This window comes from Spirillospora sp. NPDC048911, assembly GCF_043198015.1.
Lineage (GTDB): Bacteria > Actinomycetota > Actinomycetes > Streptosporangiales > Streptosporangiaceae > Spirillospora.
This window is the reverse complement of sequence record NZ_JBICUD010000002.1, coordinates 226,562-251,214: the sequence shown is the minus strand read 5'-3', so window position 1 is coordinate 251,214 and position 24,653 is coordinate 226,562. Positions and strand designations below refer to the sequence as shown.

At 72.4% G+C, this 24,653-nt stretch carries 22 protein-coding genes and 1 pseudogene; 7 read left to right on the top strand and 16 right to left on the bottom strand.

Features of this window, described 5'->3' with window-relative positions:
- Positions 1–5: 5 nt before the first annotated feature.
- Both hutU and hutH read right to left on the bottom strand, forming a co-directional pair.
- Entirely contained in the window at positions 6–1,664 is a 1,659-nt protein-coding gene (hutU, locus tag ACGFNU_RS08330) for a urocanate hydratase (RefSeq protein ID WP_392591410.1), read from the bottom strand.
- 230 nt (positions 1,665–1,894) lie between these two features.
- Complete coding sequence (hutH, locus tag ACGFNU_RS08325; RefSeq protein ID WP_392593449.1) at positions 1,895–3,439, bottom strand: histidine ammonia-lyase; 1,545 nt, start codon at positions 3,437–3,439, stop codon at positions 1,895–1,897.
- Positions 3,440–3,542: 103 nt separating this feature from the next.
- Here hutH and ACGFNU_RS08320 point away from each other — a divergent pair, with 103 nt between their 5' ends.
- The gene (locus tag ACGFNU_RS08320) at positions 3,543–4,307 is read left to right on the top strand and encodes an IclR family transcriptional regulator (protein ID WP_392591409.1); all 765 of its coding nucleotides are present in this window, start codon (positions 3,543–3,545) and stop codon (positions 4,305–4,307) included.
- A 150-nt stretch (positions 4,308–4,457) separates the two neighbouring features.
- Here ACGFNU_RS08320 and ACGFNU_RS08315 read toward each other — a convergent pair whose 3' ends face one another.
- The 4 genes and pseudogenes from ACGFNU_RS08315 to ACGFNU_RS08300 form a co-directional block, all read right to left on the bottom strand.
- The gene (locus ACGFNU_RS08315) at positions 4,458–5,372 is read right to left on the bottom strand and encodes an ABC transporter substrate-binding protein (protein ID WP_392591407.1); all 915 of its coding nucleotides are present in this window, start codon (positions 5,370–5,372) and stop codon (positions 4,458–4,460) included.
- A 49-nt stretch (positions 5,373–5,421) separates the two neighbouring features.
- Entirely contained in the window at positions 5,422–6,120 is a 699-nt protein-coding gene (locus ACGFNU_RS08310; protein ID WP_392591405.1) for an ABC transporter permease, read from the bottom strand.
- Entirely contained in the window at positions 6,117–6,851 is a 735-nt protein-coding gene (locus ACGFNU_RS08305; protein WP_392593447.1) for an ABC transporter permease, read from the bottom strand. Before ACGFNU_RS08305 ends, ACGFNU_RS08310 begins: the two co-directional genes overlap by 4 nt.
- A gap of 101 nt (positions 6,852–6,952) precedes the next feature.
- A pseudogene (locus tag ACGFNU_RS08300) lies at positions 6,953–7,696 on the bottom strand (ABC transporter ATP-binding protein); the annotation flags it as partial.
- A gap of 187 nt (positions 7,697–7,883) precedes the next feature.
- On the opposite strand from ACGFNU_RS08300, the gene ACGFNU_RS08295 reads away from it, so the two are divergent.
- Positions 7,884–9,347 (top strand): aromatic amino acid ammonia-lyase, encoded by a 1,464-nt coding sequence (locus tag ACGFNU_RS08295; RefSeq protein ID WP_392591403.1) that lies wholly within the window; start codon positions 7,884–7,886, stop codon positions 9,345–9,347.
- Between the two features lie 25 nt (positions 9,348–9,372).
- Here ACGFNU_RS08295 and ACGFNU_RS08290 read toward each other — a convergent pair whose 3' ends face one another.
- On the bottom strand, positions 9,373–10,368 hold the full coding sequence (locus ACGFNU_RS08290; RefSeq protein WP_392591401.1) for a LacI family DNA-binding transcriptional regulator: 996 nt from the start codon (positions 10,366–10,368) through the stop codon (positions 9,373–9,375).
- Positions 10,369–10,486: 118 nt separating this feature from the next.
- Between ACGFNU_RS08290 and ACGFNU_RS08285 the strand changes: the two genes are divergently transcribed.
- The 3 genes from ACGFNU_RS08285 to ACGFNU_RS08275 all read left to right on the top strand — a co-directional run bounded on the left by ACGFNU_RS08285 (position 10,487) and on the right by ACGFNU_RS08275 (position 12,704).
- Positions 10,487–11,380, top strand: a complete 894-nt coding sequence (locus tag ACGFNU_RS08285) for an amidohydrolase (protein ID WP_392591400.1) — start codon at positions 10,487–10,489, stop codon at positions 11,378–11,380.
- Between the two features lie 32 nt (positions 11,381–11,412).
- Positions 11,413–11,973, top strand: a complete 561-nt coding sequence (locus ACGFNU_RS08280) for a cysteine dioxygenase (RefSeq protein WP_392591399.1) — start codon at positions 11,413–11,415, stop codon at positions 11,971–11,973.
- An 89-nt stretch (positions 11,974–12,062) separates the two neighbouring features.
- Entirely contained in the window at positions 12,063–12,704 is a 642-nt protein-coding gene (locus ACGFNU_RS08275; protein WP_392591397.1) for a hypothetical protein, read from the top strand.
- On the opposite strand, the gene ACGFNU_RS08270 is transcribed toward ACGFNU_RS08275, so the two are convergent.
- On the bottom strand, positions 12,625–13,335 hold the full coding sequence (locus ACGFNU_RS08270) for a TetR/AcrR family transcriptional regulator (RefSeq protein WP_392591395.1): 711 nt from the start codon (positions 13,333–13,335) through the stop codon (positions 12,625–12,627). The two genes, ACGFNU_RS08275 and ACGFNU_RS08270, sit on opposite strands and share 80 nt — an antisense overlap.
- A gap of 88 nt (positions 13,336–13,423) precedes the next feature.
- On the bottom strand, positions 13,424–14,509 hold the full coding sequence (locus tag ACGFNU_RS08265; protein ID WP_392591393.1) for a hypothetical protein: 1,086 nt from the start codon (positions 14,507–14,509) through the stop codon (positions 13,424–13,426).
- A 215-nt stretch (positions 14,510–14,724) separates the two neighbouring features.
- Between ACGFNU_RS08265 and ACGFNU_RS08260 the strand changes: the two genes are divergently transcribed.
- Positions 14,725–15,513 (top strand): SGNH/GDSL hydrolase family protein, encoded by a 789-nt coding sequence (locus ACGFNU_RS08260; protein WP_392591391.1) that lies wholly within the window; start codon positions 14,725–14,727, stop codon positions 15,511–15,513.
- Positions 15,514–15,528: 15 nt separating this feature from the next.
- Here ACGFNU_RS08260 and egtD read toward each other — a convergent pair whose 3' ends face one another.
- From egtD to egtA, 4 genes are read right to left on the bottom strand one after another with little or no spacing between them, the layout of a single operon-like run.
- A complete protein-coding gene (gene egtD / locus ACGFNU_RS08255) occupies positions 15,529–16,479 on the bottom strand; it encodes an L-histidine N(alpha)-methyltransferase (protein ID WP_392591389.1) in 951 nt (316 codons plus the stop codon).
- Positions 16,480–16,536: 57 nt separating this feature from the next.
- Entirely contained in the window at positions 16,537–17,274 is a 738-nt protein-coding gene (gene egtC, locus ACGFNU_RS08250; protein WP_392591387.1) for an ergothioneine biosynthesis protein EgtC, read from the bottom strand.
- Positions 17,274–18,677: an ergothioneine biosynthesis protein EgtB gene (gene egtB / locus ACGFNU_RS08245; RefSeq protein WP_392593445.1), complete on the bottom strand. Its 1,404-nt coding sequence runs from the start codon at positions 18,675–18,677 to the stop codon at positions 17,274–17,276. Before egtB ends, egtC begins: the two co-directional genes overlap by 1 nt.
- Positions 18,674–19,891, bottom strand: a complete 1,218-nt coding sequence (gene egtA / locus ACGFNU_RS08240) for an ergothioneine biosynthesis glutamate--cysteine ligase EgtA (RefSeq protein ID WP_392591386.1) — start codon at positions 19,889–19,891, stop codon at positions 18,674–18,676. Before egtA ends, egtB begins: the two co-directional genes overlap by 4 nt.
- 249 nt (positions 19,892–20,140) lie before the next feature.
- On the opposite strand from egtA, the gene ACGFNU_RS08235 reads away from it, so the two are divergent.
- Positions 20,141–21,361 (top strand): hypothetical protein, encoded by a 1,221-nt coding sequence (locus ACGFNU_RS08235; RefSeq protein ID WP_392591384.1) that lies wholly within the window; start codon positions 20,141–20,143, stop codon positions 21,359–21,361.
- Between the two features lie 6 nt (positions 21,362–21,367).
- Here ACGFNU_RS08235 and ACGFNU_RS08230 read toward each other — a convergent pair whose 3' ends face one another.
- From ACGFNU_RS08230 to ACGFNU_RS08220, 3 genes are all read right to left on the bottom strand, one after another.
- Positions 21,368–21,997, bottom strand: a complete 630-nt coding sequence (locus tag ACGFNU_RS08230; protein ID WP_392591383.1) for a rhomboid-like protein — start codon at positions 21,995–21,997, stop codon at positions 21,368–21,370.
- Positions 21,998–22,009: 12 nt separating this feature from the next.
- A complete protein-coding gene (locus ACGFNU_RS08225) occupies positions 22,010–22,783 on the bottom strand; it encodes a helix-turn-helix domain-containing protein (RefSeq protein WP_392591382.1) in 774 nt (257 codons plus the stop codon).
- 188 nt (positions 22,784–22,971) lie between these two features.
- Positions 22,972–24,588: an MFS transporter gene (locus ACGFNU_RS08220; RefSeq protein WP_392591380.1), complete on the bottom strand. Its 1,617-nt coding sequence runs from the start codon at positions 24,586–24,588 to the stop codon at positions 22,972–22,974.
- Positions 24,589–24,653 lie beyond the last annotated feature (65 nt).

Here is a 24,653-nt window from a genome sequence, read left to right as displayed (position 1 = left end):
GGCCCTCAGCTCTCGTTCATCGGGATGCGCACGCCGCGTTCGGCCGCGACCTCGTTCGCGCGGTCGTAGCCCGCGTCGGCGTGCCGCATCACGCCCGAGCCCGGGTCGTTGGTCAGGACGCGCTGGAGCTTCTCGCCCGCGAGCGCCGTGCCGTCGACGACGCAGACCTGCCCGGAGTGGATGGACCGGCCGATGCCGACGCCGCCGCCGTGGTGGATCGACACCCAGGTGGCCCCGGAGGCGGTGTTGAGCATCGCGTTCAGCAGCGGCCAGTCGGCGATCGCGTCGGAGCCGTCCAGCATGCCCTCGGTCTCGCGGTAGGGCGAGGCGACCGAGCCGGTGTCGAGGTGGTCGCGGCCGAGCACGATCGGCGCGCTGATCTCGCCGCGCGCGACGAGGTCGTTGAAGACCTCGCCCGCCTTGTCGCGCTCGCCGAGGCCGAGCCAGCAGATGCGGGACGGCAGCCCCTGGAAGTGCACCCGCTCCCCCGCCATCTTGATCCACCGGGTCAGCGGCTCGTTGTCGGGGAACAGGTCGAGGATCGCCTGGTCGGTACGGGCGATGTCCTTGGGGTCGCCGGACAGCGCGGCCCAGCGGAACGGGCCCTTGCCCTCGCAGAACAGCGGCCGGATGTAGGCGGGCACGAAGCCCGGGAAGTCGAACGCCCGGCCGTAGCCGTGGAGCTGCGCCTCGCCCCGGATCGAGTTGCCGTAGTCGAAGACCTCGGCGCCCGCGTCCTGGAAGCCGACCATGGCCTCGACGTGCGCGGCCATCGACTCGCGGGCCTTGGCGATGAAGCCCTCACGGTCCTTGTCGCGCTCGGCGGCCATGTCCTCGAACGCCACGCCGCGCGGCAGGTACATCAGCGGGTCGTGCGCGCTGGTCTGGTCGGTGACGATGTCGATCGGGGCGCCCCGGCGCAGCAGCTCGGGCACGAGGTCGGCGGCGTTGCCGAGCACGCCGATCGACAGCGGGCGGCGGGCGGCCTTGGCCTCCTCGGCCTGGCGGAGCGCCTCGTCCAGCGAGTCGACGCGGACGTCGCAGTAGCGGTGCGCGACGCGGCGGTCGATGCGGGACGGGTCGCACTCGACGCAGATCGCGACGCCGCCGTTCATGGTGACGGCGAGCGGCTGGGCGCCGCCCATGCCGCCGAGCCCGGCGGTCAGCGTGATCGTCCCAGCGAGAGAGCCGCCGAAGCGCTTCTCGGCGACGGCGGCGAACGTCTCGTACGTGCCCTGCAGGATGCCCTGGGTGCCGATGTAGATCCACGACCCTGCGGTCATCTGGCCGTACATCGTGAGCCCGAGCGACTCCAGCCGCCGGAACTCCGCCCAGTCCGCCCACTGCGGCACCAGGTTGGAGTTGGCGATGAGCACGCGCGGCGCCCACTCGTGCGTCCGGAAGATCCCGACCGGCTTGCCGGACTGGACGAGCAGCGTCTCGTCACCCTCCAGGCTGCTCAGCGACCGGATGATGCCGTCGAACGACGCCCAGTTGCGGGCCGCCTTGCCCGTGCCGCCATAGACGACGAGCTCGTCGGGATGCTCGGCCACCTCGGGGTCGAGGTTGTTCTGGATCATGCGCAGGGCGGCCTCCTGCGGCCAGCCCTTCGCGGCGGTCAGCGAGGTGCCGCGCGGCGCGCGCACGGGACGGGGACCGGACATGGGTGCTCCTTTCATTGCTTTCGCGGCCTCGATCCCTCGCCTGGTGGCTCGGGACCGAACCGCAAGAGCGGCTGGCAAGCGCAGCTTGTCCTTTGTAAGGGCGGCTGGGCGGGGGGTGTAGCGGGAGGGCGACATCGCTTCGCGATCTTCGCGGAGAGCTTCGCCTTCGGCTCGCTCTCCACTCAGGTAGCGCGCTCGCGTGCGGATGGAGGTGGTGGCGGACATGAATCTCAGGTGAGTGGGCCGGTGACGGATTCGGCGGCGGCGACGAGACGGCCGTCGCGGACGAGCTCGGTCGCGGCCGCGATCTCCGGCGCCAGGTAACGGTCGGGACCCGGGCCGGGGACCCGTTCGCGCAGTTCGGCGACCACGGCGCCGGTGGCCGGGCCGGGCCGCAGCGGCGTCCGCAGGTCGAGGGCGCGGGCGGCGGTCAGGATCTCGATGGCGACGACCTGGGCGAGCCCGTCGACCGTCCGGCGCAGCTTGCGCGCCGCGTTCCAGCCCATCGAGACGTGGTCCTCCTGCATCGCCGAGCTGGGGATCGAGTCCGCGCTGGCGGGGGCGGCCAGCCGCTTCAGCTCCGAGACGATCGCCGCCTGCGTGTACTGGGCGATCATATGGCCGGAGTCCACCCCCGGGTCGTCGGCCAGGAACGGCGGGAGGCCGAACGAGCGGGCCTTGTCGAGCATGCGGTCGGTGCGGCGCTCGGACATCGAGGCGACGTCGGCGGCCGGGATGGCCAGGAAGTCCAGCACGTACGCGACGGGCGCGCCGTGGAAGTTGCCGTTGGACTCCACCCGGCCATCGGGGAGCACGACCGGGTTGTCCACGGCGGAGGCCAGCTCGCGGGAGGCGACGAGCTCGGCGTGGGCGAGGGTGTCGCGGGCGGCGCCGTGGACCTGCGGCGAGCAGCGCAGCGAGTACGCGTCCTGGACGCGGGTGCAGTCCGGGCCCCGGTGCGACTCCATGATCTCCGAGTCGTCGAGGAGGGCGCGCAGGTTGGCGGCCGAGGTGGACTGGCCCGGATGGGGGCGCAGGTCCTGGAGGTCGGCGGCGAAGACCCGGTCGGTGCCCATCAGCGCCTCGACGGTCATCGCGGCGGCCAGGTCGGCGGCGGTGAGCAGCCGGTGCAGGTCGCGGATCGCCAGAACCAGCATGCCGAGCATGCCGTCGGTGCCGTTGAGCAGCGCGAGCCCCTCCTTCTCGCCGAGCGCGACGGGCGCGATTCCGGCCTCGGCAAGCGCGTCGGCGGTGGGCCGCAGCTCGCCCCTCGCGTCCCGGACGAAGCCCTCGCCGATGAGCGCCAGCGCGACGTGGGCGAGCGGGGCCAGGTCACCCGAACATCCCAGGCTGCCGTGCTCGTGCACGATCGGCGTGATGCCCGCGTTCAGCAGCGCCGCCAGGGTCTGCGCGGTGACCGGCTGCACGCCGGTCCGGCCGGACGCGAGCGTGCGCAGGCGCAGCAGCATCATCGCGCGGACGACCTCGCGTTCGACCTCGGGGCCGGAGCCCGCCGCGTGCGAGCGGACGATGTTGAGCTGCAGCTTGGCGCGCAGCTCGGGCGCGATGTGCCGGGTGGCCAGCGCGCCGAAGCCGGTGGAGACGCCGTAGACGGGCGTCGGCCGGGCGGACAGCTCGTCGATGTGCGCCCGGGTGGCCGCCATCCCCTTGAGCGCCTCGCCGGTCAGCGTGATCGGTGCGCCGTCGCGGGCCACCGCCACGACCTGATCGAAGGTCAGCGGTTCCGGTCCGACCTCGATGTGCATGTCCCCCATGCCGAAACTCATACCCACCATTGGATCGTCCACGGCGGCCCCGCCGTAGGGCCCCGCCGGCCGATGTGTCTCACATACGAGACAATGGCCTCATGATGCAGCCATGAGCCAGGTTCCCGCCGCCCGCCGGGCCCTCGCGGTGTTGCGGCTGATGGCCGGATCGGCCGGGCCGCTGCCCGCCTCGGCGATCGCGCGATCCCTCGATCTGCCCCGATCGAGCACGTATCACCTGCTCACGGCCATGGCCGAGGACGGCTTCGTGGCCTACCTGCCGGAAGAGCGCCGCTGGGGGCTCGGCGTCGGCGCGTTCGAGATCGGCTCGGCCTACCTGCGGCACGGCCCCCTGGAGCGCCTTGCCCGCCCCTTGCTGAGACGCCTGGTCGACCGCGTCGGCGACATCGCCCAGCTCGGCGTCCTGCACGGAGCCGAGACCCTCTACCTGCTGAAAGAGCAGCCCCGCCGGCACGCCACGCTCGTCACCGACGTCGGGGTCCGGATCCCCGCGCACCTCACGGCGAGCGGCCGCTCGATGCTGGCCCAGCTGCCCTCCGCCCAGATCCGCGCGCTCTTCCCCGGCCCCCTCGTCGACCGGACGGGCCACGGCCCCTCATCCCTCCGGGAACTGCGGCGGGAGCTGGCCGACGAGGCCCGGCGCGGCTGGTCGAGCGAGGACGGCTACGTCACCGAGGGCCTCGCGAGCATCGCCGCCTGCTCGTTCGACCACACCGGCCACCCCATGGCGGCCATCACGGTCACGTTCCGCAAGGAGAAGCGCCCCGAAGAGACCTGGCCGCAGCTCGCCACCCGCGTCCGCGCCGCCGCCGCGGACCTCACCACCCGTCTCGGCGGCCACCCGCCGAGAGGGTGAACACCAGCCACCGCGAGCGCGCTGACTGAGCTGGAGCAAGCCGCCAGGCGAAGCTTCACACGAAGATCGCGAAGCGATGTCGTGCTCGCCGCTTGCACGATTCAGCCCCGAGCCGCCAGGCTCGGGGCTGAAGTCGTGAAAGCAATCAGATCAGGCCAGACCGGACTTCTTGAGCCACTCCTTGGCGACGTCCTCGGGGTCGGCCTTCTCGGTCTCCATCTTGCCGTTCATGTCGATGAGGTCCTGGGTGGTGAGCTTGGCCGACACCGCGTCGAGCGCGGCCCGGGCGGTCTCGTTCACCTTGGACTTGTAGACGAGCGGCACGACGTTCTGCGCGCCGAAGACGTTCTTGGGGTCCTCCAGCGCGACCAGCTTCTCCTTGGCGATCGCCGGGTTGGTCGTGAAGAGGTTGGCGGCCTGGATCTGCCCCTTGGTGAGGTTGGACAGCGTGATCGGCCCGGTGTCGAGAGACTTGAACTGCTTGAACTTCAGGCCGTAGACCTTCTCGAGCCCGACGATGCCCTGCTGGCGGGTCTTGAACTCCGGCGGGCCGCCGACGACCACGTCCTTGGCGATCGGCTTGAGATCCTCGATGGTCTTGAGCTTGTTCTTGGTCGCGGTGTCCGAGGTCACCACGAGGGCGTCCTTGTCCTCGGCCTTGGAGGCGGTGAGAATCTCCAGCGAGGCGGGCAGCTTGGTCTTGAGCGCGGCGTCCACCTCCTCGGTCGTGGACGCGGTGGCGGTCTTGTCGACCCGTGCCAGCAGCGCGCCGTTGTACTCGGGGAACACCTGAATCGCGCCGCTCTCGACCTGGCCGTAGTAGACCTCACGGGCGCCGATCTTGGGCTTGCGCTCGACCTTGACGCCCTTGGCCTCCATGGCCTGCGCGTAGAGCTCCATGATGACCTCGCTCTCGGCGAAGTCCGCGGAGCCGACCGTGATGGTCCCCCCGGCGCCGCCCTTGTCGCCGCCCTTGAGCGGGTCGTCGCCGCCGCTGTCACCGCACGCGGCGAGCGCGAGCGTGGCGGCCAGCGCGACCGCGGCGCCTCGAATGAACCGGGACATATCTCGTTCCTTCCTGAAGGGCCTGTGAGCAGCCCGTCCGATGCCGTGATCAGGACCCGGCGTACTGGAGCCGGGTCCCCGGCGAGACGACGAAACGGCGCAGCGCCGTGAAGACGACCTGGATGAGCACCGCGAGCACGGCGACCAGGATGGCGCCGCCGGCCATCCGGTCGTACTCCTGGCGGGCGTAGCCGTCGACGATGTAGCGGCCGAAGCCGCCCAGCCCGACGTACGCCGCCAGCGTGGCGGTGGAGACGATCTGGATCGCGGCCGTGCGCAGCCCCAGCAGGACGAGCGGGAGCGCCACCGGCAGCTCCAGCCGCAGGATGACCTGCGGGGCGGTCATGCCCATCCCCTCTGCCGCGTCGCGCAGCCCCGGCTCGACCTGCTGGACGCCCGCGTAGGCGTTGACCAGGACGGGCGGTACCGAGAGGACGATCAGCGGGATGAGGATGGGGACCAGGTCTCCCGCGGAGGTGAGGACCACCGCCAGGATGAGCAGGCCGAGCGTGGGCAGGGCGCGCGCCGCGTTGGCCGACGAGGTCACCGCGAAGCCGCTGATCGCCGCCAGCCGGCCCTGGCGCACATGGCCCAGCAGCAGGCCGAGCGGCAGCGCGATCAGGACGGTGAGGGCGAACGCGAGCAGCGAGTACCAGAGGTGTTCGAGCAGCCGGTGCGGGATGCCGTCGACGCCGGTCCACTGCTCGGACTCGCCGAACCACTTCAGCGCGTTGAGGATCGCGTTCACGCCGCACCTCCGCCCGCGAGCACTTCCTTCTCCTGCCGGACCCGCCTGCCTCCGCCGCGGCCGCGTTCCCACGGGGTGAGCAGGCGCTGGATCAGCAGCAGCACCAGGTCGGAGACGAACGCCAGAGCGATGATGAGCACGATCCCCACGACGAGCGGCGTCGGGAAGTCGCGCCGCAGGCCGTCGGTGAACAGCTCGCCCAGCCCGCCGATCCCGATCATCGCCCCGACGCTGACCAGGCTGATGTTGGAGACCGTGGCCACCCGCAGCCCGGCCATCACGACCGGGATGGCGATCGGGAGTTCGACCTGCACCATCCGCCGCGTCTCACCGAAGCCCATGGCGGTGGCCGACTTGCGCACGTGGTCGGGTACCGAGCCGAGGCCGTCGACGACGCTCGGCACCAGCACCGACAGGGTGTAGAGGGTCAACGGGATGATCACCGTCGTGTAGGTCAGCCCGGTGAACGCGACCAGCACCACGAAGAGCGCGATCGCGGGCAGCGCGTACAGGACGCTGGTGACGGCCAGCACGGGCGGGTAGAACCGCCGCCACCGGGCGCACGCGATGCCCAGCGGCAGCGCGATGAGGAAGCCGAGCAGGATGGGCGTGAACGACAGGATCAGGTGCTCTTTGAGCGCCTCCATGATGTCGTCGTCCCAGTTGCGCGAGATCCAGTCCCACCGGATCAGCGGCTCGCCGTCGTCCCCGATCGCCAGGACGGTGTACATCGGGCTCACCGCTCCGCCGCCGTCGAGCCGGAATCAGAGACGGCCTCAGGGGCGACCGCGGCGCGCCGCTCGGCGGCCTCCTCGGCGTCCAGCTCCTGGGTGAAGCGGAGCCGCTTGATGCCGCGGTCACCGCCGAGGAAGTCGCGGACGAAGTCGTCGGCCGGGGAGTCCAGGATCTCTTCCGGCGTGGCGTACTGGGCGAGCTTGCCGCCCACCTGGAAGACCGCGATCTTGTGCCCGAGCTTGATCGCCTCGTCGATGTCGTGGGTGACGAAGACGATCGTCTTCTCCAGGTCGTTCTGCAGCCGGAGGAACTCGTCCTGCAGGCTGGCCCGCACGATCGGGTCGACGGCGCTGAACGGCTCGTCCATCAGCATGATGGGCGGGTCGGCCGCGAGGGCCCTGGCCACGCCCACGCGCTGCTGCTGCCCGCCCGACAGCTGGGCCGGGTAGCGCTTGGCCATCTTGGGATCGAGCCCCACCCGCTCCATGAGCTCGTGCGACTTGGCGCGCGCCTTCTTCTTGTCCCAGCCGAGCAGGAACGGCACGGTCGCGATGTTGTCGACGATCGTGCGATGCGGGAAGAGCCCGGCCTGCTGGATGACGTAGCCGATGCCGCGGCGGAGCGTGGGCGGGTCGATCTCGCGCACGTTCCTGCCGTCGACCGCGACGACGCCGTCGGTGGCGTCGACCATCCGGTTGATCATGCGGAGCGAGGTGGTCTTGCCGCAGCCCGACGGGCCGACCAGCACGGTGATCCGCCCGGCGGCGATCTCCAGATCGAGAGTGTCGACGGCGACGGTGCCGTCCGGATAGCGCTTGGTCACGCCCTCAAAGGTGATCAAACGATTCACGTCCTCGTCGGGCGCCGGTGCGACGCCGTCATTCCGCTCGTGGTCAGGATGAATGAAGATCGGGTAGGCCCTCTACCCCACAGTAGTCAATCGCTATCCTCGGCCCAATGTCCCGGCGTGCCCGGGCCTCGCTTCCAAAGCATATCGATCTGAATACTACGGAAAGTAACGTTTGTCCGTGGACGACAGCCGAATCGTTATCGACGGCACCACCCTGACCTGTCCCGTGGTGGCCCGGATCAGCCGCAACGACGTGCCGGTCGACGTGGCCGCCGAGGGGATCGCGCGTGCCGGGCAGGCCTGGCGGGTCGCCCGCGAGGTGGCCGAGGCGCGCCCGGTGTACGGCCGTACCACCGGCGTCGGCGCCAACCGCGTCGTCGACGTCGAGTGGGAGGACGCCGACGCGCACGGCCTCCGCCTGCTCCGCAGCCACGCCGCGGGCGCGGGCCCGCTGGTCACGACCGAGATCGTCCGGGCCATGCTGGTCATCCGGCTCAACCAGATCTCGGCGGGCGGCTCCGGCGTGGACCCCGGCGTCCTGCAGCCGCTGGCCGACGTGCTCAACCTCGGGCTGCTGCCGCCCGTCCCCGTCTACGGGGCGATCGGCACCGGCGACCTCACCGCGCTCGCCTCCACGGCGCTGTGCCTGCTCGGCGAGCGGTCCTGGCTGCCCGGCCCCGACGGCGGGCAGCAACGCGGCCCGGGTTTCCGGCTCCGGTCGGCCGACGCGCTCGCGTTCATCAGCTCGAACGCGGCCACGCTGGGCGAGGCGGCGCTGGCGGCGACCGACCTGCGCATGCTGCTCGACGCCTCGACGGTCGTCGCGGCCCTCTCCCTCTTCGCGGTGCGCGGGTCGGAGGAGCCGTACGCGCCGTACGTGCACGAGGCCTGCCCCCATCCGGGCCAGGCCGAGGTGGCCGCGACGATGCGCACGCTGCTCGCCTGGGACCACCCCGAGCCGGGCCGGATCCAGGACCCGTACGGCTATCGCGCGTTCCCCCAGGTGCACGGCCCGGCCCGGGAGAGCGCGCTCTACGCCGAGGACGTGATCACCCGGGAGATCAACGCCGCCGCGGAGAACCCCCTGATCGACCGGGCGGGCCGCACGGTCTGGCACAACGGCAACTTCCACACCGCCTACGTGGGCCTGGCGCTCGACTCGTCCCGCGCCGCGCTCTTCCAGACCATGGCGCTGTCGACGGCCCGGCTCGGCACGCTCACCGAGCCGTCCTTCACGGGCCTGCCGCCCTTCCAGGCCGCCACCGAGGCCTCGTCCGGGATCATGGTGCTGGAGTACGTGGCGCACTCCGCCCTGGCCGACGTCCGCCGCTACGCGACCCCGGCCGCCCTCGGCGGGGCGGTGCTGTCGCGGGGGGTGGAGGAGCACGCGGGCTTCTCCACGCAGTCGGCCCGCGCGACGACCGACGCCCTCGCCGCGTACCGCATCGGGCTCGGCTGCGAACTCGTCGCCGCCGCCCGGGCCCTGCGCATGCAGGGCAGGACGCCCTCCGGCGGGCCCTTGAAGGCCGCCCACGACCTGGCCACGGGAGTCCTCGATCCGCGGATGGAGGACCGGCCGCTGGACGCCGACATCGCCGTGGCGGCCGACCTGCTGCCCCACCTGGCCCGCCTCCTCGCCTAGCACTCGGAAATTTCGCGAGCGGCGCTCAGCCGGTGGAGGCGCGGACGCGCAGGGTGGGCTCGCGGACGACGCGGCGGTGGCGCGGGGTGCCGTCGATGACCTCGACGACCAGCCGGACGGCGGCGGCCACGATGCCGTCGATGTCCCAGTCGACGGTGGTCAGCGGCGGCGTGAGCAGGGCCGACATCGGATGGTTGTCGTACCCGCAGACCGCCACGTCGCCGGGGACGGCGAGCCCCAGCTCGCGGGTCGCCGCGTAGACCCCGTAGGCGATCGAGTCGGAGAAGCAGAAGACCGCGGAGGGCCGGTCGCGGCCGGCCAGCACGCGGGTCGCCACCTCGGTCGCCGCCGGCAGGCTCTGCGGGGCGACGATGAGGTCGACGTGCAGGCCCAGCCGGTCGGCCTCGGCGTTGACGTGCACGTCGGCGGGACGGTCAGGGGTGCTGGCGAGGGTGGGGCTGAAGACGGCGACGCGCCGGTGGCCGAGCGAGTGCAGGTGCTCCAGGGCGAGCGTGACGCCGCGCCGGTTGTCGAAGACGACCTCGCCCTGGGAGTGGTCGCCGCGCAGCGCGTCGCCGATCGACACGACCGGGGTCGACTCGGCCAGCTCGGCCCAGAGCTCGGCGGACGGGTCGAGCGGCTGGACGATCAGCCCGTCCACCCGCTGGTCGCGCAGCTGGCGGGCCAGGGCCAGCTCGCGGGCGGGGTCGCCGCCCGCGTCGACGATCAGCGCGTAGCGGTCGCGGGCGAGGAGCTCGCGGCCGATGCCCACGGCCAGGGACTGCTGCCAGTAGTCGCCCAGCGAGCCGCAGAGCAGGCCCACCATGCCGGTGCGCCCGCTGGCGAGGGCGCGGGCGATCGGATGCGCCTCGTAGCCGAGCTCCCGCGCCGCCGCGCGGACCCGTTCCTGGGTCTCCTCCGAGGTCTGGATGCCGCGCAGGGCATACGACACGGCGGCAGGCGACAACCCCGTCGCCTGCGCCACTTCCCTGATGGTCGCGCGCTTGCGCCTGCTCGGCACTCCACAACCCTATGGGTTCGGGCCGACGTTTCCAGGAGACACGACTTGACGCGCCGGGTACTGAACCGGTTCACTGAAACGGTTAACTGATGCGGTTCAGTAACCCCTTCCAGGAGCTATGCGACACATCGACGTGCACCAGCATCTGTGGAGCGCCCCGTTCGTCGAGGCCCTCCGCGATCGTCGCACGCCCCCGTACCTGGACGGCTGGACGCTCCATCTGGACGGCGAGCCGCCCTTCGAGGTGAATCCGGCCGACCACGACACCGCCGTCCGGGCCGGCCGGGCCGAGGCCGACGGGCTCGACCTCGCGCTGGTCTCGCTCTCGTCGCCGCTCGGCATCGAATACCTTCCGGCCGACGAGGGCCGGCCGCTGCTGGACGCCTACCACGCCGGGGCGCTGACGCTGCCCCACCCGTTCGGTTCGTGGGCCGCCGCGTCCGTACGGGAGATCGACGCCCGGCAGCTCGCCGCCGACCTCGACAACGCCTTCGCCGGGCTCCAGCTCCCGGCCACCGCGCTCGCCGACGCCGCCGGATACGAACGGTGCGGGCCGCTGCTCGACGTCCTCGAACAGCGCGGCCTGCCGCTCTTCGTCCACCCCGGCCCCGCGCCCGGCTCCACCGGCGCACCCGCGTGGTGGCCGGCGCTGGTGCCGTACGTCCAGCAGATGCACGCCGCCTGGTTCGCCTTCCGCGCGTTCGGCCGGGCCGGTCATCCTCGCCTCCGCGTGTGCTTCGCCATGCTCGCGGGGCTCGCGCCCCTGCACGGCGAGCGCCTGACCGCCCGTGGCGGCGGCCGCGGCGAGGTCGACCCCGGCGCATACGTCGACACCTCGTCGTACGGGCCGCGCGCCGCCGACGCCGCCGTCCGCGCGCTCGGCATCGACGTGATCGTCCACGGCACGGACCGGCCCTACGCCGGGCCCGCCGACCTCGCGCTCGGCGACGCCGCGCACCACGCGTTGCGCGTGACCAACCCCCACCGCCTCCTGACCCCGCCGCCCGGCTGAACACCGCCCGACTGAACGAAAGGAGCCGACCGATGCCGCCTGAGGTCACGACCTGCGTCCGCGACACCGCCACGCGTCTCGACGACCCGGGTTTCGACGACCTCCCCGACCGGCCGCTCGACCGCCGCGAGCTGCGCGCCCTCGTGGACGGGCTCGCCGAGCGGCCCGAACTCTGGCGGCAGCACGTCGCCTTCTCCGCCGGCCGGCGCCACTACGCCTCGCTGCACCGCGACGAGTACGTGGACGTCTGGCTGCTCTGCTGGACCCCCGAGAACGACACCGGCTGGCACGACCACGACATCTCCTCGGGAGCCGTACGGGTCGTCGCGGGCGCCCTGGAGGAGTGCAACCCGCGGATCGGCGGCGCCCACGTCAGGACCGTCATCCCCGAGGGGGCGTCGTTCTCGTTCGGCTCCGACCACATCCACCGGCTCGTCGGGGTGGACGCGGCGAGCGTCTCGATCCACGCGTACTCACCGCCGCTCTGGCGGCTCGGGCAGTACTCCATCGACGACGACGGCCTGATGCGCCGCGTCTCGGTGAGCTACGCGGACGAGCTGCGTCCCCTGGCCGAGCCGGAGTCCGCCGCCTAGGGGCCCTGGCGCCTGGCCACAACCGAGTACCGACCGCTAGCGTGAGCGGGCGGGGTGATCGGACGGGGTCGGCCAGACGGGAGGCCCGGATGCCGGAAGAGCCGGACCGGCGCGTTCGCCTCATCAACGCCTTCGTCAGGGTGGCCGCCGGGCAGGGTGTCGCCCGGACCACCGCCGCCGCCGTGGCCGCCGAGGCCCGGCTCACCGAGCGGGACTTCCACGCCTGCTTCGGCGGCCTGGAGGACTGCTTCCTCGCCGCGTACGAGCACGGCTGCGGCGTCCTCCACACCCAGGTCAGCCGCGCCTACCGGGCCGAGCCGTCCTGGCACGACGGGATCCGGGCCGGCCTGCGCGTCATGTTCGAGGTCATGGCGAGCGCTCCGGCCCTCACCCGGGTGTCCGTCGTCGAGGCCACCTCGGCCGGGCCCCGGGCCCGCCGCGCCCGGCTCCGGGTGATGTCGGGCTACCGCCCGTTCCTGGACCGTCCGGGCCACCCGCGCGTCCCGGACGCGATCCACGACGCGATCATCGGCGGCGTCTACGGCACGATCTTCGACTACGTCGACACCGGCCGGACGGCGGAGCTGCCCGAGCTGCTCCCGGCGATGACCTGCTTCACGCTGCTGCCCTACACCGACCTCGGCGACGCCTTCAAGGAGCTTGGCCCATCCGCGCCAGCTCCCGGGCCGCCCCTTGCTTTCCCAGCAGGGGAAGCAGCACGAAATACGTGAGCGAGGAGGCCAGTTCGGGCAGTTCCGCCGTCCGGCCGGCCTCGACCTTCATGTAGATGGCGCTGAAGACGCCGCCGATGACCGCGTCCGCCACCGCCTCCGGGACGCCCGCCACGCCGGGCTCGGGGTCGGTCAGCAACGTGCGGAAACCCTCCAGGTACCGCGCCCGCCCGCGCCGCACCGGGGGCGACGCCGAGTTGATCTCGACGACCGACACCCGTGCGAACCGCGGCTGCCCGGCCAGGACGTCCAGCAGCGTCCGCATCCCCGCCAGCACGCCGTCCGGCCAGGACCCGGCGCCCTTCCGGGCCTCCTCGACCCGGGCCACGATCAGGTCGGTGCCCTGCTCGCAGGCGGCGCGGAAACACTCCTCGCGGTCGGCGAAATGGTCGTAGAACGCCTTCTTGGTCACCCCGGCCGCCTGGGTGATGCGGCTGATCGTGGCCTGCGGGTACCCGTGTTCGGCCACGACCTCGACGAACGCGTCGACCAGCCGGTCGCGCTGGATCTCCGCCACCGTCTCCGGGGCCAGGCCATGGCGGCCTCGTTTGATGCCCCGGCCGGGCTCGCGGGCCGACCGGGACCCGGGCAGCACCACGTCCGCGATGACGGCCTCCGTCCACTGGGCCACGGAACCAGCCTATGACGCCGGCCAGGCGGCACGCCGCCCGCCCGCGACCGGACCAGGCCATTCGCGCGTGGCGCCCGCGTCCCGCCGCCTACCCGTTGGTGAACGCGGCGGGCCAGCGGTCGTTGCTGCCGACGCCCCACACCGTGCCGGCGCCGGGGACGGCGTCGATGTCGGAGACGGAGGTCGTGGAGGGAACGGGCACCTGCTCCCACGCGCCGGTGTAGCGGTACAGCCGGTAGCGGAGCCCGTCCGCCGTGTTCGACATGACGACCCACGGGGTCCCGGCGCCGTCCACGACCACGTTCTTCAGTTCCGCCGTCGTCTCCGGGACGGGGATCACGGTCCAGGAGCCTCCGTTCCAGTGGATGAGGGACTTGAACGTGATGGCCCAGACGTCGTCGGGGCCGGCGGGGGCGACCTTGAGGACGCGTTCGGTGGCGGCGGGCTCCTGCGTGGGCGCCGGGACGCTCGTCCACGACGTGCCGTTCCAGTGGGCGATCGCGGGGACGTCCTCGACGCCGTACGTGGCGTGGTCGGGGTAGGTCTGGCCCACCGCCCACACGTCGTCGGCGGTGCGGGCCTGGAGGTCGCCGATGTACTTGAGGGAGGCGGGCACCTCCGAGGGTGTCCAGCCGGTGCCCGTACGGCGGAAGAGGTGGTCCACGGCGGCGGACGTCGTGGACGCCCACGTTCCGGCCGCCCCGGCGCGCAGCAGGCCCAGCTCACCGGATCCCGGCGGGGCGGCGGGCACGAACGCCGAGCCGTCGAACTTCGCCAGGTACTGGCCGGTGGTGAACGAGTAGCCCCGTGCCCAGACCTCTCCCCCGCCGGCCGCGACCCGCTGCATGCGGCCCTGCCCGGACCAGCCGTTGACCGGGTACTCCGTCCAGCCCGACCCGTTCCAGCGCCGGACCACGGGGTTGCCGTCGCTGGAGGCGGCGCACGGCGTCATCGGGAACCACTGGATGCAGAACGAACCCTGGCCGCCCGCGACCCAGACCTTGTCGGCGGCCTCCGCCTCGACGTCCGCCAGGTGGGCGTTCGGCCAGAAGAAGGGGAGGGGCACGGTGTGCCATGGACCGGCGGCGGAGGCCGGCTGAGCGAACGCGGAGACGGTCAGTGCGGAGAGGGCGGCGCAGCCGATCGCGGCGGCCCGGGCGAGCGCTGGGGTCATGCGCTCACTATCCATCGCCACCGATCCCGGGGGCTTGTCACTTCTCTATGAATTCCAGCAATCACTGGCAAGGTTGTCCGGTGTAGGGGATATCTAGGACGTGGCGGAACATATCGGGCAACAATGATCGCCGGAGACCTCGCGTTAGGTCCGCGTTATGCGGCGCCTCGGTAAGATGCGGCGACGCCTTCCCGGAATCACTTGGTGGTCCTTCCATGTCATCTCGCCGCGCCCGCCGCGGCGCGGCGATCCTGTCGCTGTGCCTCGGTCTCCTCCCGGCGACCGCGTGCGGCGAGTTCGGCGGCGCACCGGTCAAGCGCGAGGCGTCGCAGGCACGGGGCGGCTCGGGGGCGGGCACGCCGGCCGCCCCGGTCGTGATGATCCTCGGCGACAGCTACACCGTCGGCGAACGCGGCAGCCAGCCCGAGACCACCTACGCCCCGGCGGCGGCACGGCTGCTGGGCTGGCAGGTCGTCGCAGCGGGCAAGGCGGGCACCGGCTTCGTCGCCACCGGCACGCGGCGCAAGAACGCCGACACGGTCAAGCCCGCGGGCCAGGCGTTCCTGGGCCTGTTCGAGAGCCAGCTCGGCTGGCGGCCCGCACCCGACCTGCTGATCGTCTCCGGCGGCCACAACGACCGCAAGTACCCCGCCGTGCAGACCGGCCAGGCCGCGCGTGACCTGCTGAGCCGCGCCAAGCAGCGCTGGCCCGGCACGCCGATGGTGCTGATCGGGCCCATCTGGGGGAACGAGACGCCCCCGCAGACCGCGCTGGCGATCCGCGACGTGCTGCGCGGCGTCGCGCAGGAGCTGAAGATACCGTTCATCGACCCGATCGCCGAACGCTGGATCACCGGCAACCGCGCCGCCCACACCGGCAACGCGCCGGTGTACATCCGCCCGGACGGGGTGCACCCGACCATCGAGGGCCACCGCTACCTGGCCACCCGGCTGGTCGACGACATCAAGCGCCTCGGCCTGGCGCACCCGGCCCGCAAGGACTAAGGGCCAGGGCACGCCTCAGGCGGGCCGCGCGAGGGAGAGCGAGAAGTCCCCCGCGTCGTCGGTCCAGAACTCGGCGAGCTTGAGCCCGGCCGCGTCCAGCTCGGCCTCCATGCGCTCGGGCCGGAACTTCGCGGAGATCTCCGTGCGCATCTCCTCCCCGGCGGCGAACGCGACCTCCAGATCGAGCCCGCCCACCCGGACGGCCTGGTCGCGGGTGGAACGGAGCCGCATCTCGATCCACTCCTCGGCCGTGTTCCAGTACGCGACGTGCTCGAACGCGCCCGGCACGAAGCCGGCGTCGAGCTCACGGTTGATCACATGCAGCACGTTGCGATTGAACTCCGCGGTCACGCCGTCCGCGTCGTCGTAGGCCCGGACGAGCCGGCCGGTGTCCTTGACGAGGTCGGCGCCGATCAGCAGCGCGTCGTGCTCGCCCATCGTGGCGCGCACGCCGCCGAGGAACCCGACGCGCGTCGCCGGCGGCATGTTGCCGATCGTGCCGCCGAGGAACGCGATCAGGCGGCGGTCGCCGCCGGGCAGCAGGTGCAGGTGCTGCTCGTAGTCGGCGACGACGGGCCGGACGGCCAGCCCCGGATGGTCGGCGGCGATCTGCCCGGCGGCCTCGGTGAGGAAGTCGCCGCTCACGTCCACCGGCACGTACGAGCGGAGCGTGGGGCTCAGGGCGGCCAGCAGCAGCCGGGTCTTCTCCCCCGAACCCGCGCCCAGTTCCAGCAGGGTCTCCGCGCCCGTCACCCGGGCGATCTCCGTCGCGCGGGTGACGAGGATCTCGCGCTCGCGCCGGGTCGGGTAGTACTCGTCGAGCCGTGTGATGTCCTCGAAGAGCGCGCTGCCCCGCTCGTCGTAGAACCACTTGGGCGGCAGCGTCTTCGGCGTGCCGGTGAGGCCCTCCCGTACGTCCTGGCGAAGCGTCTTGGCAAGGTCGTCAGCGGTCAGATACTGATCCACAGGTTCCTTTCTTTGTGGGGGAGACACCCCCACACCCCCCGAACGGGGCACAGACGGTCAGAACGGGTCTATGCGGACGCCGGACGCGAAGTCGGCGGTCACGAGCGAACGGTCGGGCACGGGCTCCCAGCCGGCCTCCTCGGTGATCGGTTCGGAGGCGAGCCAGATCACCTCCGGGGTCGTCCGGACGAAGAGCGAGTCGCCCCAGGTCGTGGCCGCCAGCGCGGTGCCGTCGGCGGCGAGCAGGTTGTAGCGGCCCGGCGCCAGCGCGGACACCGAACGCACCACCTCGGCGAGGCCGTCGCCGAGGGACGCGCCGTCGCGCCACAGCCGGGCGGCGTGGGCGAACAGCAGCGCCGAGTCGACCGGCGCCCGCGCGTCCGGCACCTCGGCCAGATCGCCCGCCAGCTCGCGGAGCTCGCTCTCGACTCCGGCGAACCCCTCGACCTTGCCGTTGTGGCTGAACAGCCGCGTCCCGGCACGGAACGGCTGGGCGCACGACTCGTCCACCGGGAATCCCGAGGTCGCCGACCGGAGCGCGGCCACCGCGCAGCCCGCCCGGACGACGCCGGCGATCTCGCGGAATGAGACGTCCGTCCAGATCGGCTGGGCCCGCCGGAACCGCCTGGCCCCGCCGTCGTCCTCGTACCAGCCGATGCCGAAGCCGTCGGCGTTGAGCAGGTTGCCCTGGGTCATGCGCGGCGCGTACGACTGCTGCTCCATCGAGTGCTCCCCGTCGTAGAGGAGCGAGCTCAGCGTGCGCGCCGGTCCCAGGTAACCGAGGTGACGGCACATCAGCCCTCACCCACCGAGCGAGCGCAGCCCTGCTTCCCGAGGGGGGACGACCCCCCACGCCCCCCGGATCGCAAGATCGGCGGCTCCGCCGTCGATCTTGCGCAGCGGAAGCCGGTGAAGATCTGGCGCCGGATCGGATAGTCCCAGTTGCGGAACGTCCCCCGGACTGCCAGCGGATGCGTCGCCCAGGAGCCGCCGCGCAGCACCTTGTAGTCCGGCCCGAAGAAGACCTCCGAGTACTCCTTGTACGGGAACGAGCGGAAGCCCGGGTAGCCGTGGAAGTCCGAGGACGTCCATTCCCACACGTCTCCGATCATCTGCCGGACGCCGTACGCCGAGGCGCCCTTCTCGTACGACCCGGCCTCCGAGGGCCTGAGCATGCGCTGCCCGAGGTTGGCCCGGTCGTCCTCGTACACGTCACCCCATGGGTAGCGGCGGGAACGGCCGGCGACCGGGTCCCAGCACGCGGCCTTCTCCCACTCGGCCTCGGTCGGCAGGCGCTTGCCCGCCCACCGCGCGTACGCGTCCGCCTCGTACCAGGAGACGTGCTGAACCGGCTCAGCGGGCGGCACCGGCTCGGTGCGGCCGAAGCGGCGCCGCACCCATCCCGTTCCCTCGCGCGACCAGAACGCGGGGGCGTGCTTGTTCCCGGTGGTCCGCCATTCCCAGCCCTTCGGGTCCCACCAGCGCGGGTCGTCGTAGCCGCCCGCCTCCATGAACGCGAGGTACGCGGCGTTCGTGACCGGCTCGGCGTCGATGTGGTACGACGGCAGATCGACGGTGTGCCCGGGGCGTTCGTTGTCGTACGCCCAGGGGTCGTCAGACGTGCCCATCTGGAACGGCCCTGCCTCGACCAGCACCTCGCCCCCGGTGGGCGACGGCCGCAACGCCTCGCCGGTCGGTTCGAGGAGGGCCGGGCCTCCCTTGCGGAGCTGATGGGTGGCGAGCATGGTCTCGTCGTGCATGTGCTCGTGCTGCACGACCATCCCGTACACGAACCCGCCCGACGTGAGCGGCGCGCCGGTGTCGAACCGCACCGACGACAGCGAGTCGAGCACCTTGGCGCGCACGGTCTCGATGTACGCGCGCGCCTCGCGCGGCTGCAACAGCGGAAGCGAAGGACGTTCGGCGCGCGGATGCTCGAACGCGTCGTACAGCGTGTCGATCTCCGGCCGCATCGGCTCGACGCCCGCCGCCTCGCGCAGCAACCACAGCTCCTCGTAGTTGCCGACGTGCGCCAGATCCCACACCAGCGGCGACATCAGCGGCGAGACCTGGCCGACCAGCTCGGCCTCGTCGAGCACGTCGGTGGTCAGCCCCAGGCTGCGGTCCCGGACGCGGCCCAGCTCGTCGGCGATCAGCTCCTTGAGCGCGTGCTCGTCCATCGTGTCCAGTGGCTTCATCGGGGCCACGTCAGGTTCTCCTCGGCTCGTGAACGGTCATCGGCTCGGGACAGGTGATCGTCGGCGGGGCTGCGGCCCCGGTCGGCGTAGCGGTCGGCGTACGCGGCCACCAGCGGCACCAAACCCGGAGCGCCCAGCCTGGGCAGCGCCTCCAGCGCGGCGGCGAAGCACGCGCGCGCGGCCCGCGCCAGCGGCGGGTCGGCCAGGCCGCACCGGGCCGCCTCGGCCCAGCGGTCCGCCACCGGCTCGGTCGCCGCCTCCGCCGCCGCGGCGGCCCGCGGGTCGTCGAGGAGCGCGGTCGCGACGGCGACGGGCACCGGCCAGTACGGCTCGGGCAGGGCGTCGATCATGCGCAGTTCCAGCCAGCCGCGCGGCCGGACCGGCGGGAAGAGCGTGGACAGGTGGTACTCCAGGTCGGCCAGGCCCGGCTCGCCCTTGTCGAGCCATTCACGGAACGTCATCCCGGGGTCGGCGAGCCAGCCGCCGTCCGGGGTGCGCATGACCATGACCCGCGCGTCCAGCGCGTACCGCGCCCACGCGTCGGCCGGGTCGTCCCCCACCGGCGCGGCGGTCCGGCACGGGTCGAGGCCGGCCCAGATGGCCTGCCGGGTCGAGCGCATCCCGGTGCGGCGCCCCGCCCGCAGCGGCGAGTTGGCGAACGCGGCGACCAGCACCGGCCCGAGCGCGTGCGCGAGCCGCCACCGCCGCACCGCGTCGGCGGGATCGGCGCCGATGTCCACGCACACCTGGACGGAGGCCGTCGAGCACATCATCGCCATGCCGACCTCCTCGAACTCCTGGGCGAAGTAGCCCCTCATGCACTCGTAGCGCGGATGGTCCGCCTGGAAGAACGGCGTCCGCTCCGGATCGACGCCGTGGCCGGTGAGCGCGAGCCCGGCGGCGGCGAGCGCCTCGGTGACGTGCGCGAGGTCGGCGGACAACCCCTCGTGCAGGGGCGCCAGGCCGGGGAAGGGCGCCGAGCTGAGCTCCAGCTGCCCGCCCGGCTCGTATGTGACCTTGCTCTCGTTCGGCGGCGGACCGGCCGCCGCCACAACAGCCTGCAGCCGGCTCACCGGGACGTGGGCGCCCGGCGCCGCGACGTCCTCGACGAACCATTCCGTCTCCGCGCCGACCGTGCCGGGAGGCCCGTTCTTGAAACAGACCCCGCGTATGTACTGGTGGACGTCGTCCTCGGACACCCGGTTCCGGTTCACCCGAACCCCCTCGTTCGACAACAGTTTCGAGTTTCCCTGGTGAACCGGATCAGTAATCAAGTAATCCGGAGCAAAAGACATGAACTGACTGTGAACGTGATCAAACTCATCGGATTCGGTACCCCGGGTGAGTGTGACTAGCCCACCGTGACCGCGCTTCGCACGGGTGGCCGGGTTCCACTACAGTCCCAATTCCACCGGTTTGCCCAAGAACCGATCGCCCGGAACTCGGACACCACGGAGGTCAGCATGCGCGGGGACCCGGGGACCCTCTACGACGCGCACGCCGCCCGCCTGTACGCCTACTGCTGGTCGCTGGTCGGCGACGACGCGGCGGCGGCGGTCACGGACACCTTCGCGGCGACGGTCCAGCATCCGCCGCGCGGGGACGGTGTGCTCTGGATGTACGCCCTCGCCCGGTCGACCTGCGTCGAACGCGGCGCCCTCGACCGCGGCTTCGCCCTCGCCTCGGCCGCGTCCGCCGCCGACCCGGTGCTCCGCGCGGCCGGCTCGCTGCGCGCCGACCACCGCGAGATGCTGCTGCTGCACGACGGCGAGTGGCTGGAGATCGACGACATCGCCCGTGTCCTCGGCATCGCGCCCGACACCGCCCGCCAGTTGCTGAACGTCGCGCGCCAGCGGTTCGAGCGCGCCGTGCTCGACGTCCTCATGCGCGAGACCGGGCCGCAGAGCCTGGAGATCATCGCCGCGTTCGAGAAGGGCACGCTGCCGCGGCTGCTCGCCCGCCGCGCGCCGGACCAGCCGCCCGCCTGGCTGCGCGAGCACGTCCTCACCGCGTTCGAGGGCGAGCTGACCGGTCCCCTGCCCGGCATCGCCACGTCCAACCCGGTCGTCGTGATCGGGTCCGAGGCCGCGTCGAAGGGCCGCACCCGGCGCCGGGCCAAGAGCATCACCGCGATCACTGGCGTCGCCGCGTCCGCGGCGGCCGCCGCGGGCCTGCTCGTCTCGTGGCCGGCGGCCGGGGACGGCGCCTCGTCGCTGGTGCCGACCGAGGGAAGCGGCAACACCGACTCGACGAGCAGCCTCCCCGCCACGCACCCGAACCAGACCGGCACGAGCAGCCCCAGTTCGACCGGCACCCCCCGCGACACCGGCGGTGGTGTCAGCGGCGCCCCGGACCAGGGCGCCGCGCCGCTCCCCTCGGCCGGCGGTGGCGGCGGCACCCCGTCGCAGCCGGTCCCCACCAGCGAGCCGGGCACCACCCCGCCGCCGGACGAGGGCAAGCCCAAGCCGCCCGAGGACTCGCCTTCGCCGCCGGAGGCGACGCCGACACCACCGCCGGAGGAGACTCCGACGGAGCCGGCGCCGACGCCGACGCCGCCGACCGAGGAGCCGGGCACGCCCGACCCGGCGCCGACCGAGCCCACGGACAATCCGCCGACACCGCCCACGCAGGAGCCGAGCCCGAGCCCGTCGAACAACCCGGCTCCGACTCCCGACCAGGGCTGACGTCCGCTAGACCTCGGCGAGCGCGGGCGGCCGCGGTGCGCCGCGGCGCTCGCGGCGGAACAGCAGGGCGCCCACGACGGCTCCGGCGAGCATCGCGACGACGTGGCCGACCGCGGCGACGTCGAGGACGAGCAGGCCCTCGAAGAGGAACGGGGCGAGCGCGCACCAGCCGGCGAGCGCGAGCAGGCGCGGCCACCGGCCCGGCCCGTACAGGACGGTGGCGACGAGGGCGGCCGACAGCACGTACGAGGGCCCGACGTCGGGCATCGTGCGGATGGAGTCCGACAAGTGCCCCAGTTGCAGCTGGACGAACGCGATCCCCTGGCTGACCACGGTGCCGAGGACGTGGGCGACGGCGATGAGGACCATGGTCCGCAGGTTGCCGAAGCGGCGCGCGACGGGGAAGATCCCGATGGCCAGCACCACCATCAGCACGGCGTGCGCCTCCTCGGCCACGAAGGCGGAGGCCACGATCGTGCCGATCGGGTTGACCGACAGGTTCGAGAGGTTGGTGCTCGCCCAGCCGACCAGGCCGGCGCTGGCGTCCGGCGACAACATCGCCTGCACGAGCCACACCAGGCCGAACACGCTCAGGAAGGCCAACGGCACCGGATACCGCCGCAGAAACTCGCCCATCACCCCGGCAGACTATGCGTTGCGGAAATACATTCGAGGCGATACCCCGAAGGCCCGGCGGAAAACGGCAACGAACGCACTTGGTGTTACATAACCGACACGGCGGGCCACCGTCGTCACGGGGACCCCTTCCGCCAGCAGTTCGAGGGCGGCGCGCATGCGGGCCAGCGTCCGCCAGCGCCCGAAGCTCATCCCGGTCTCCGCGTCGAACAACCGCGCCAGGGTGCGGCTGCTCGCCCCGACCTCCCGGCCCCACGCGTCCAGGGTGCGGCCGTCCGCCGGGTCGGCGAGCAGGGCCTCGGCGAGGCGCCGGGCGCGCTCGTCGGCGGGCATCGGCACCTCGATGGTCGTGACCTCGACCGGTTCGAGCAGGTCGTACACCACCGCCTCGGCGCGGGCCCTGGCGTCGTTCGCCAGCTTCGGCGACGCCAGGTGAACGATCAGCTCGCGCAGCAGCGGCGGGACGTCGACGACCGTTGGCTCGTTCCAATCCACCGGACTCGCCTCAGGCCGGAGATACGGGCTCCACACCACGTCATGGGCGGCCGTCGTGTGCGGCACCCCGGCCGGGATCCACAGGGCCCGGACCGGCGGCAGCACCCACGTACGCCCCGGGGTCCCGATGGTGACCACGCCCTCGGCCGCCCACGCGAGCTGGTGCCAGCGGTGCCGGTGGCCCTGCCGCACCGGCGTCGCGAAGCCGCCGATCGCCAGGCCGCCGAGCCCGACCCCGGCGAACGAACCGTCCGGCCCGGCCAGATCACCCGAGTGTCCGGAACGCGACATCACCTGTCTCGCCACCTCATATCCGACATCGCTGTCCGAGCCTAGCGCCGGATATGCCAATGAACCGTTTCACCAGGAGCTCTGCAAGTCCTAGTCGTCTTGCCGGGAGGCGTCGCACGCTGGTGGTACCCGGAAAACGGGCCGCCACCGGCCCGGGGTCAGGCCGGTGGCGGGATCGCCGGTCGTGATCAGACGGCGGCGGCGCCCTCGACGGGGGTCTCACCGCGCTTGACCAGGAGGGCCACGAAGATCGCTGCCGCGGCCACGGCGCCCGCGACGGTCATGGAGGTCTGCCAGCCGTCCATGAACGCCAGGTGGCTGGCGGTGGTGATGGCGTCGGCGGTGTCCGGGGACGTGCCCGGCGGCACGGGGGCGACGCCCTGGGAGACCAGGCCCGAGCCCTGGCCGGCGATCTGCCCGGCGGCCGGGCCCGGCACGCCCGCGTCGGTCAGGTGCCCGTACAGCACGTCACCGACCTTGGTGGAGAGCAGGACGCCGAGCACGGAGGTGCCGAGCACGCCGCCGATCTGCGAGGCGGTCTGCTGGAGCCCGCCCGCGACGCCCGCCAGCTGGGGCGGGGCGTTGCCGACGATCGCCTCGGTCCCGGCGACCAGGACGAGGCCGAACGCGAGGCCCACCAGGACGAACCACGGCCACAGCTGGACGTACGGCGCGTCCACGCCGACCCGGGAGAGGCCGAAGAGCGCGGCCGCGGTGAAGGCCATGCCGAGCATGAGCGGCACGCGCGGGCCGAAGCGGCTCGTGAGGGCACCGGCGATCGGTGACGCCACGATGAAGACGGCGGTCATCGGCAGCATGCGCACGCCCGCGTCGACCGGGCTCATGCCGTGCACCTGCTGGAGGTAGAGCGTGATGAAGAAGATCGTGCCGAACATCGCGAAGAAGCCCAGCACGATGAGGCCGGTCGCCGCGGAGAGCGAGACCGACTTGAACAGGCCGAGGGGCAGCAGCGGGTGTTCGGCGCGGAGCTCGTTCACCACGAAGACGGCGCCGATGACGATCGCGGCGGCGAACGACCAGAGCGGGACGGCGTCGCCGAAGCCGTTCTCGCCCGCCTTGATGAGCCCCCAGACGAGGGCGAAGAGCGCTCCGCTCAGCAGGACGACGCCGGGGATGTCGAACGAGCCGCGCGCCTCCTCGTCCTTGGACTCGCGGATCACCCAGAGCCCGACGGCGAGCGCGATGACGCCCAGCGGCGCGTTGAGGAAGAAGACCGACTCCCAGTTGACGTTCTCGACCAGCAGGCCGGCCACGATCGGGCCGCCGGCGATCGAGATGCCGACCGTGGCGCCCCAGATGCCGATGGCGGCGTTGAGCTTGTCGGCGGGGAAGGTGTTGCGCAGGATGGCGAGGCTGGCGGGTTGCAGGAGCGCCCCCGCGAAGCCCTGCACCACGCGCCAGAAGATGACCATCCCGAGGCCGCCCGACAGGCCGATCAGCACGGACGCGATGGCGAAGCCGATCACGCCGGCGATGAACGTGCCCTTGCGGCCGAACCGGTCGGCGATCTTGCCGGCCGGGATCAGCGTGACGGCGATGGTGAGCATGTAGGCGTTGGTGACCCATTGGAGGCCGGACAGGTCGGCGCCGAGGTCCTTGGCGATCGCAGGGTTGGCGATCGACACGACGGTGGCGTCGAGGCCGACCATCATCACGCCGAGCGCGACGGCGATCAGGGTCAGCCAGGGATGGCCGTGCCCGGCCCTGGACGAGCGGCCGCGGGAGCTGTCCCGGGGCTTGCGTGGTTGTGCTTCGAGCACATCGGTGCCCGCGGATGGGGACATGGAGCTGCCTCCGTTGGACGGCTGGTGGGTGCTGCGATCTCCTAAATTGTCATAGGATGACAGTT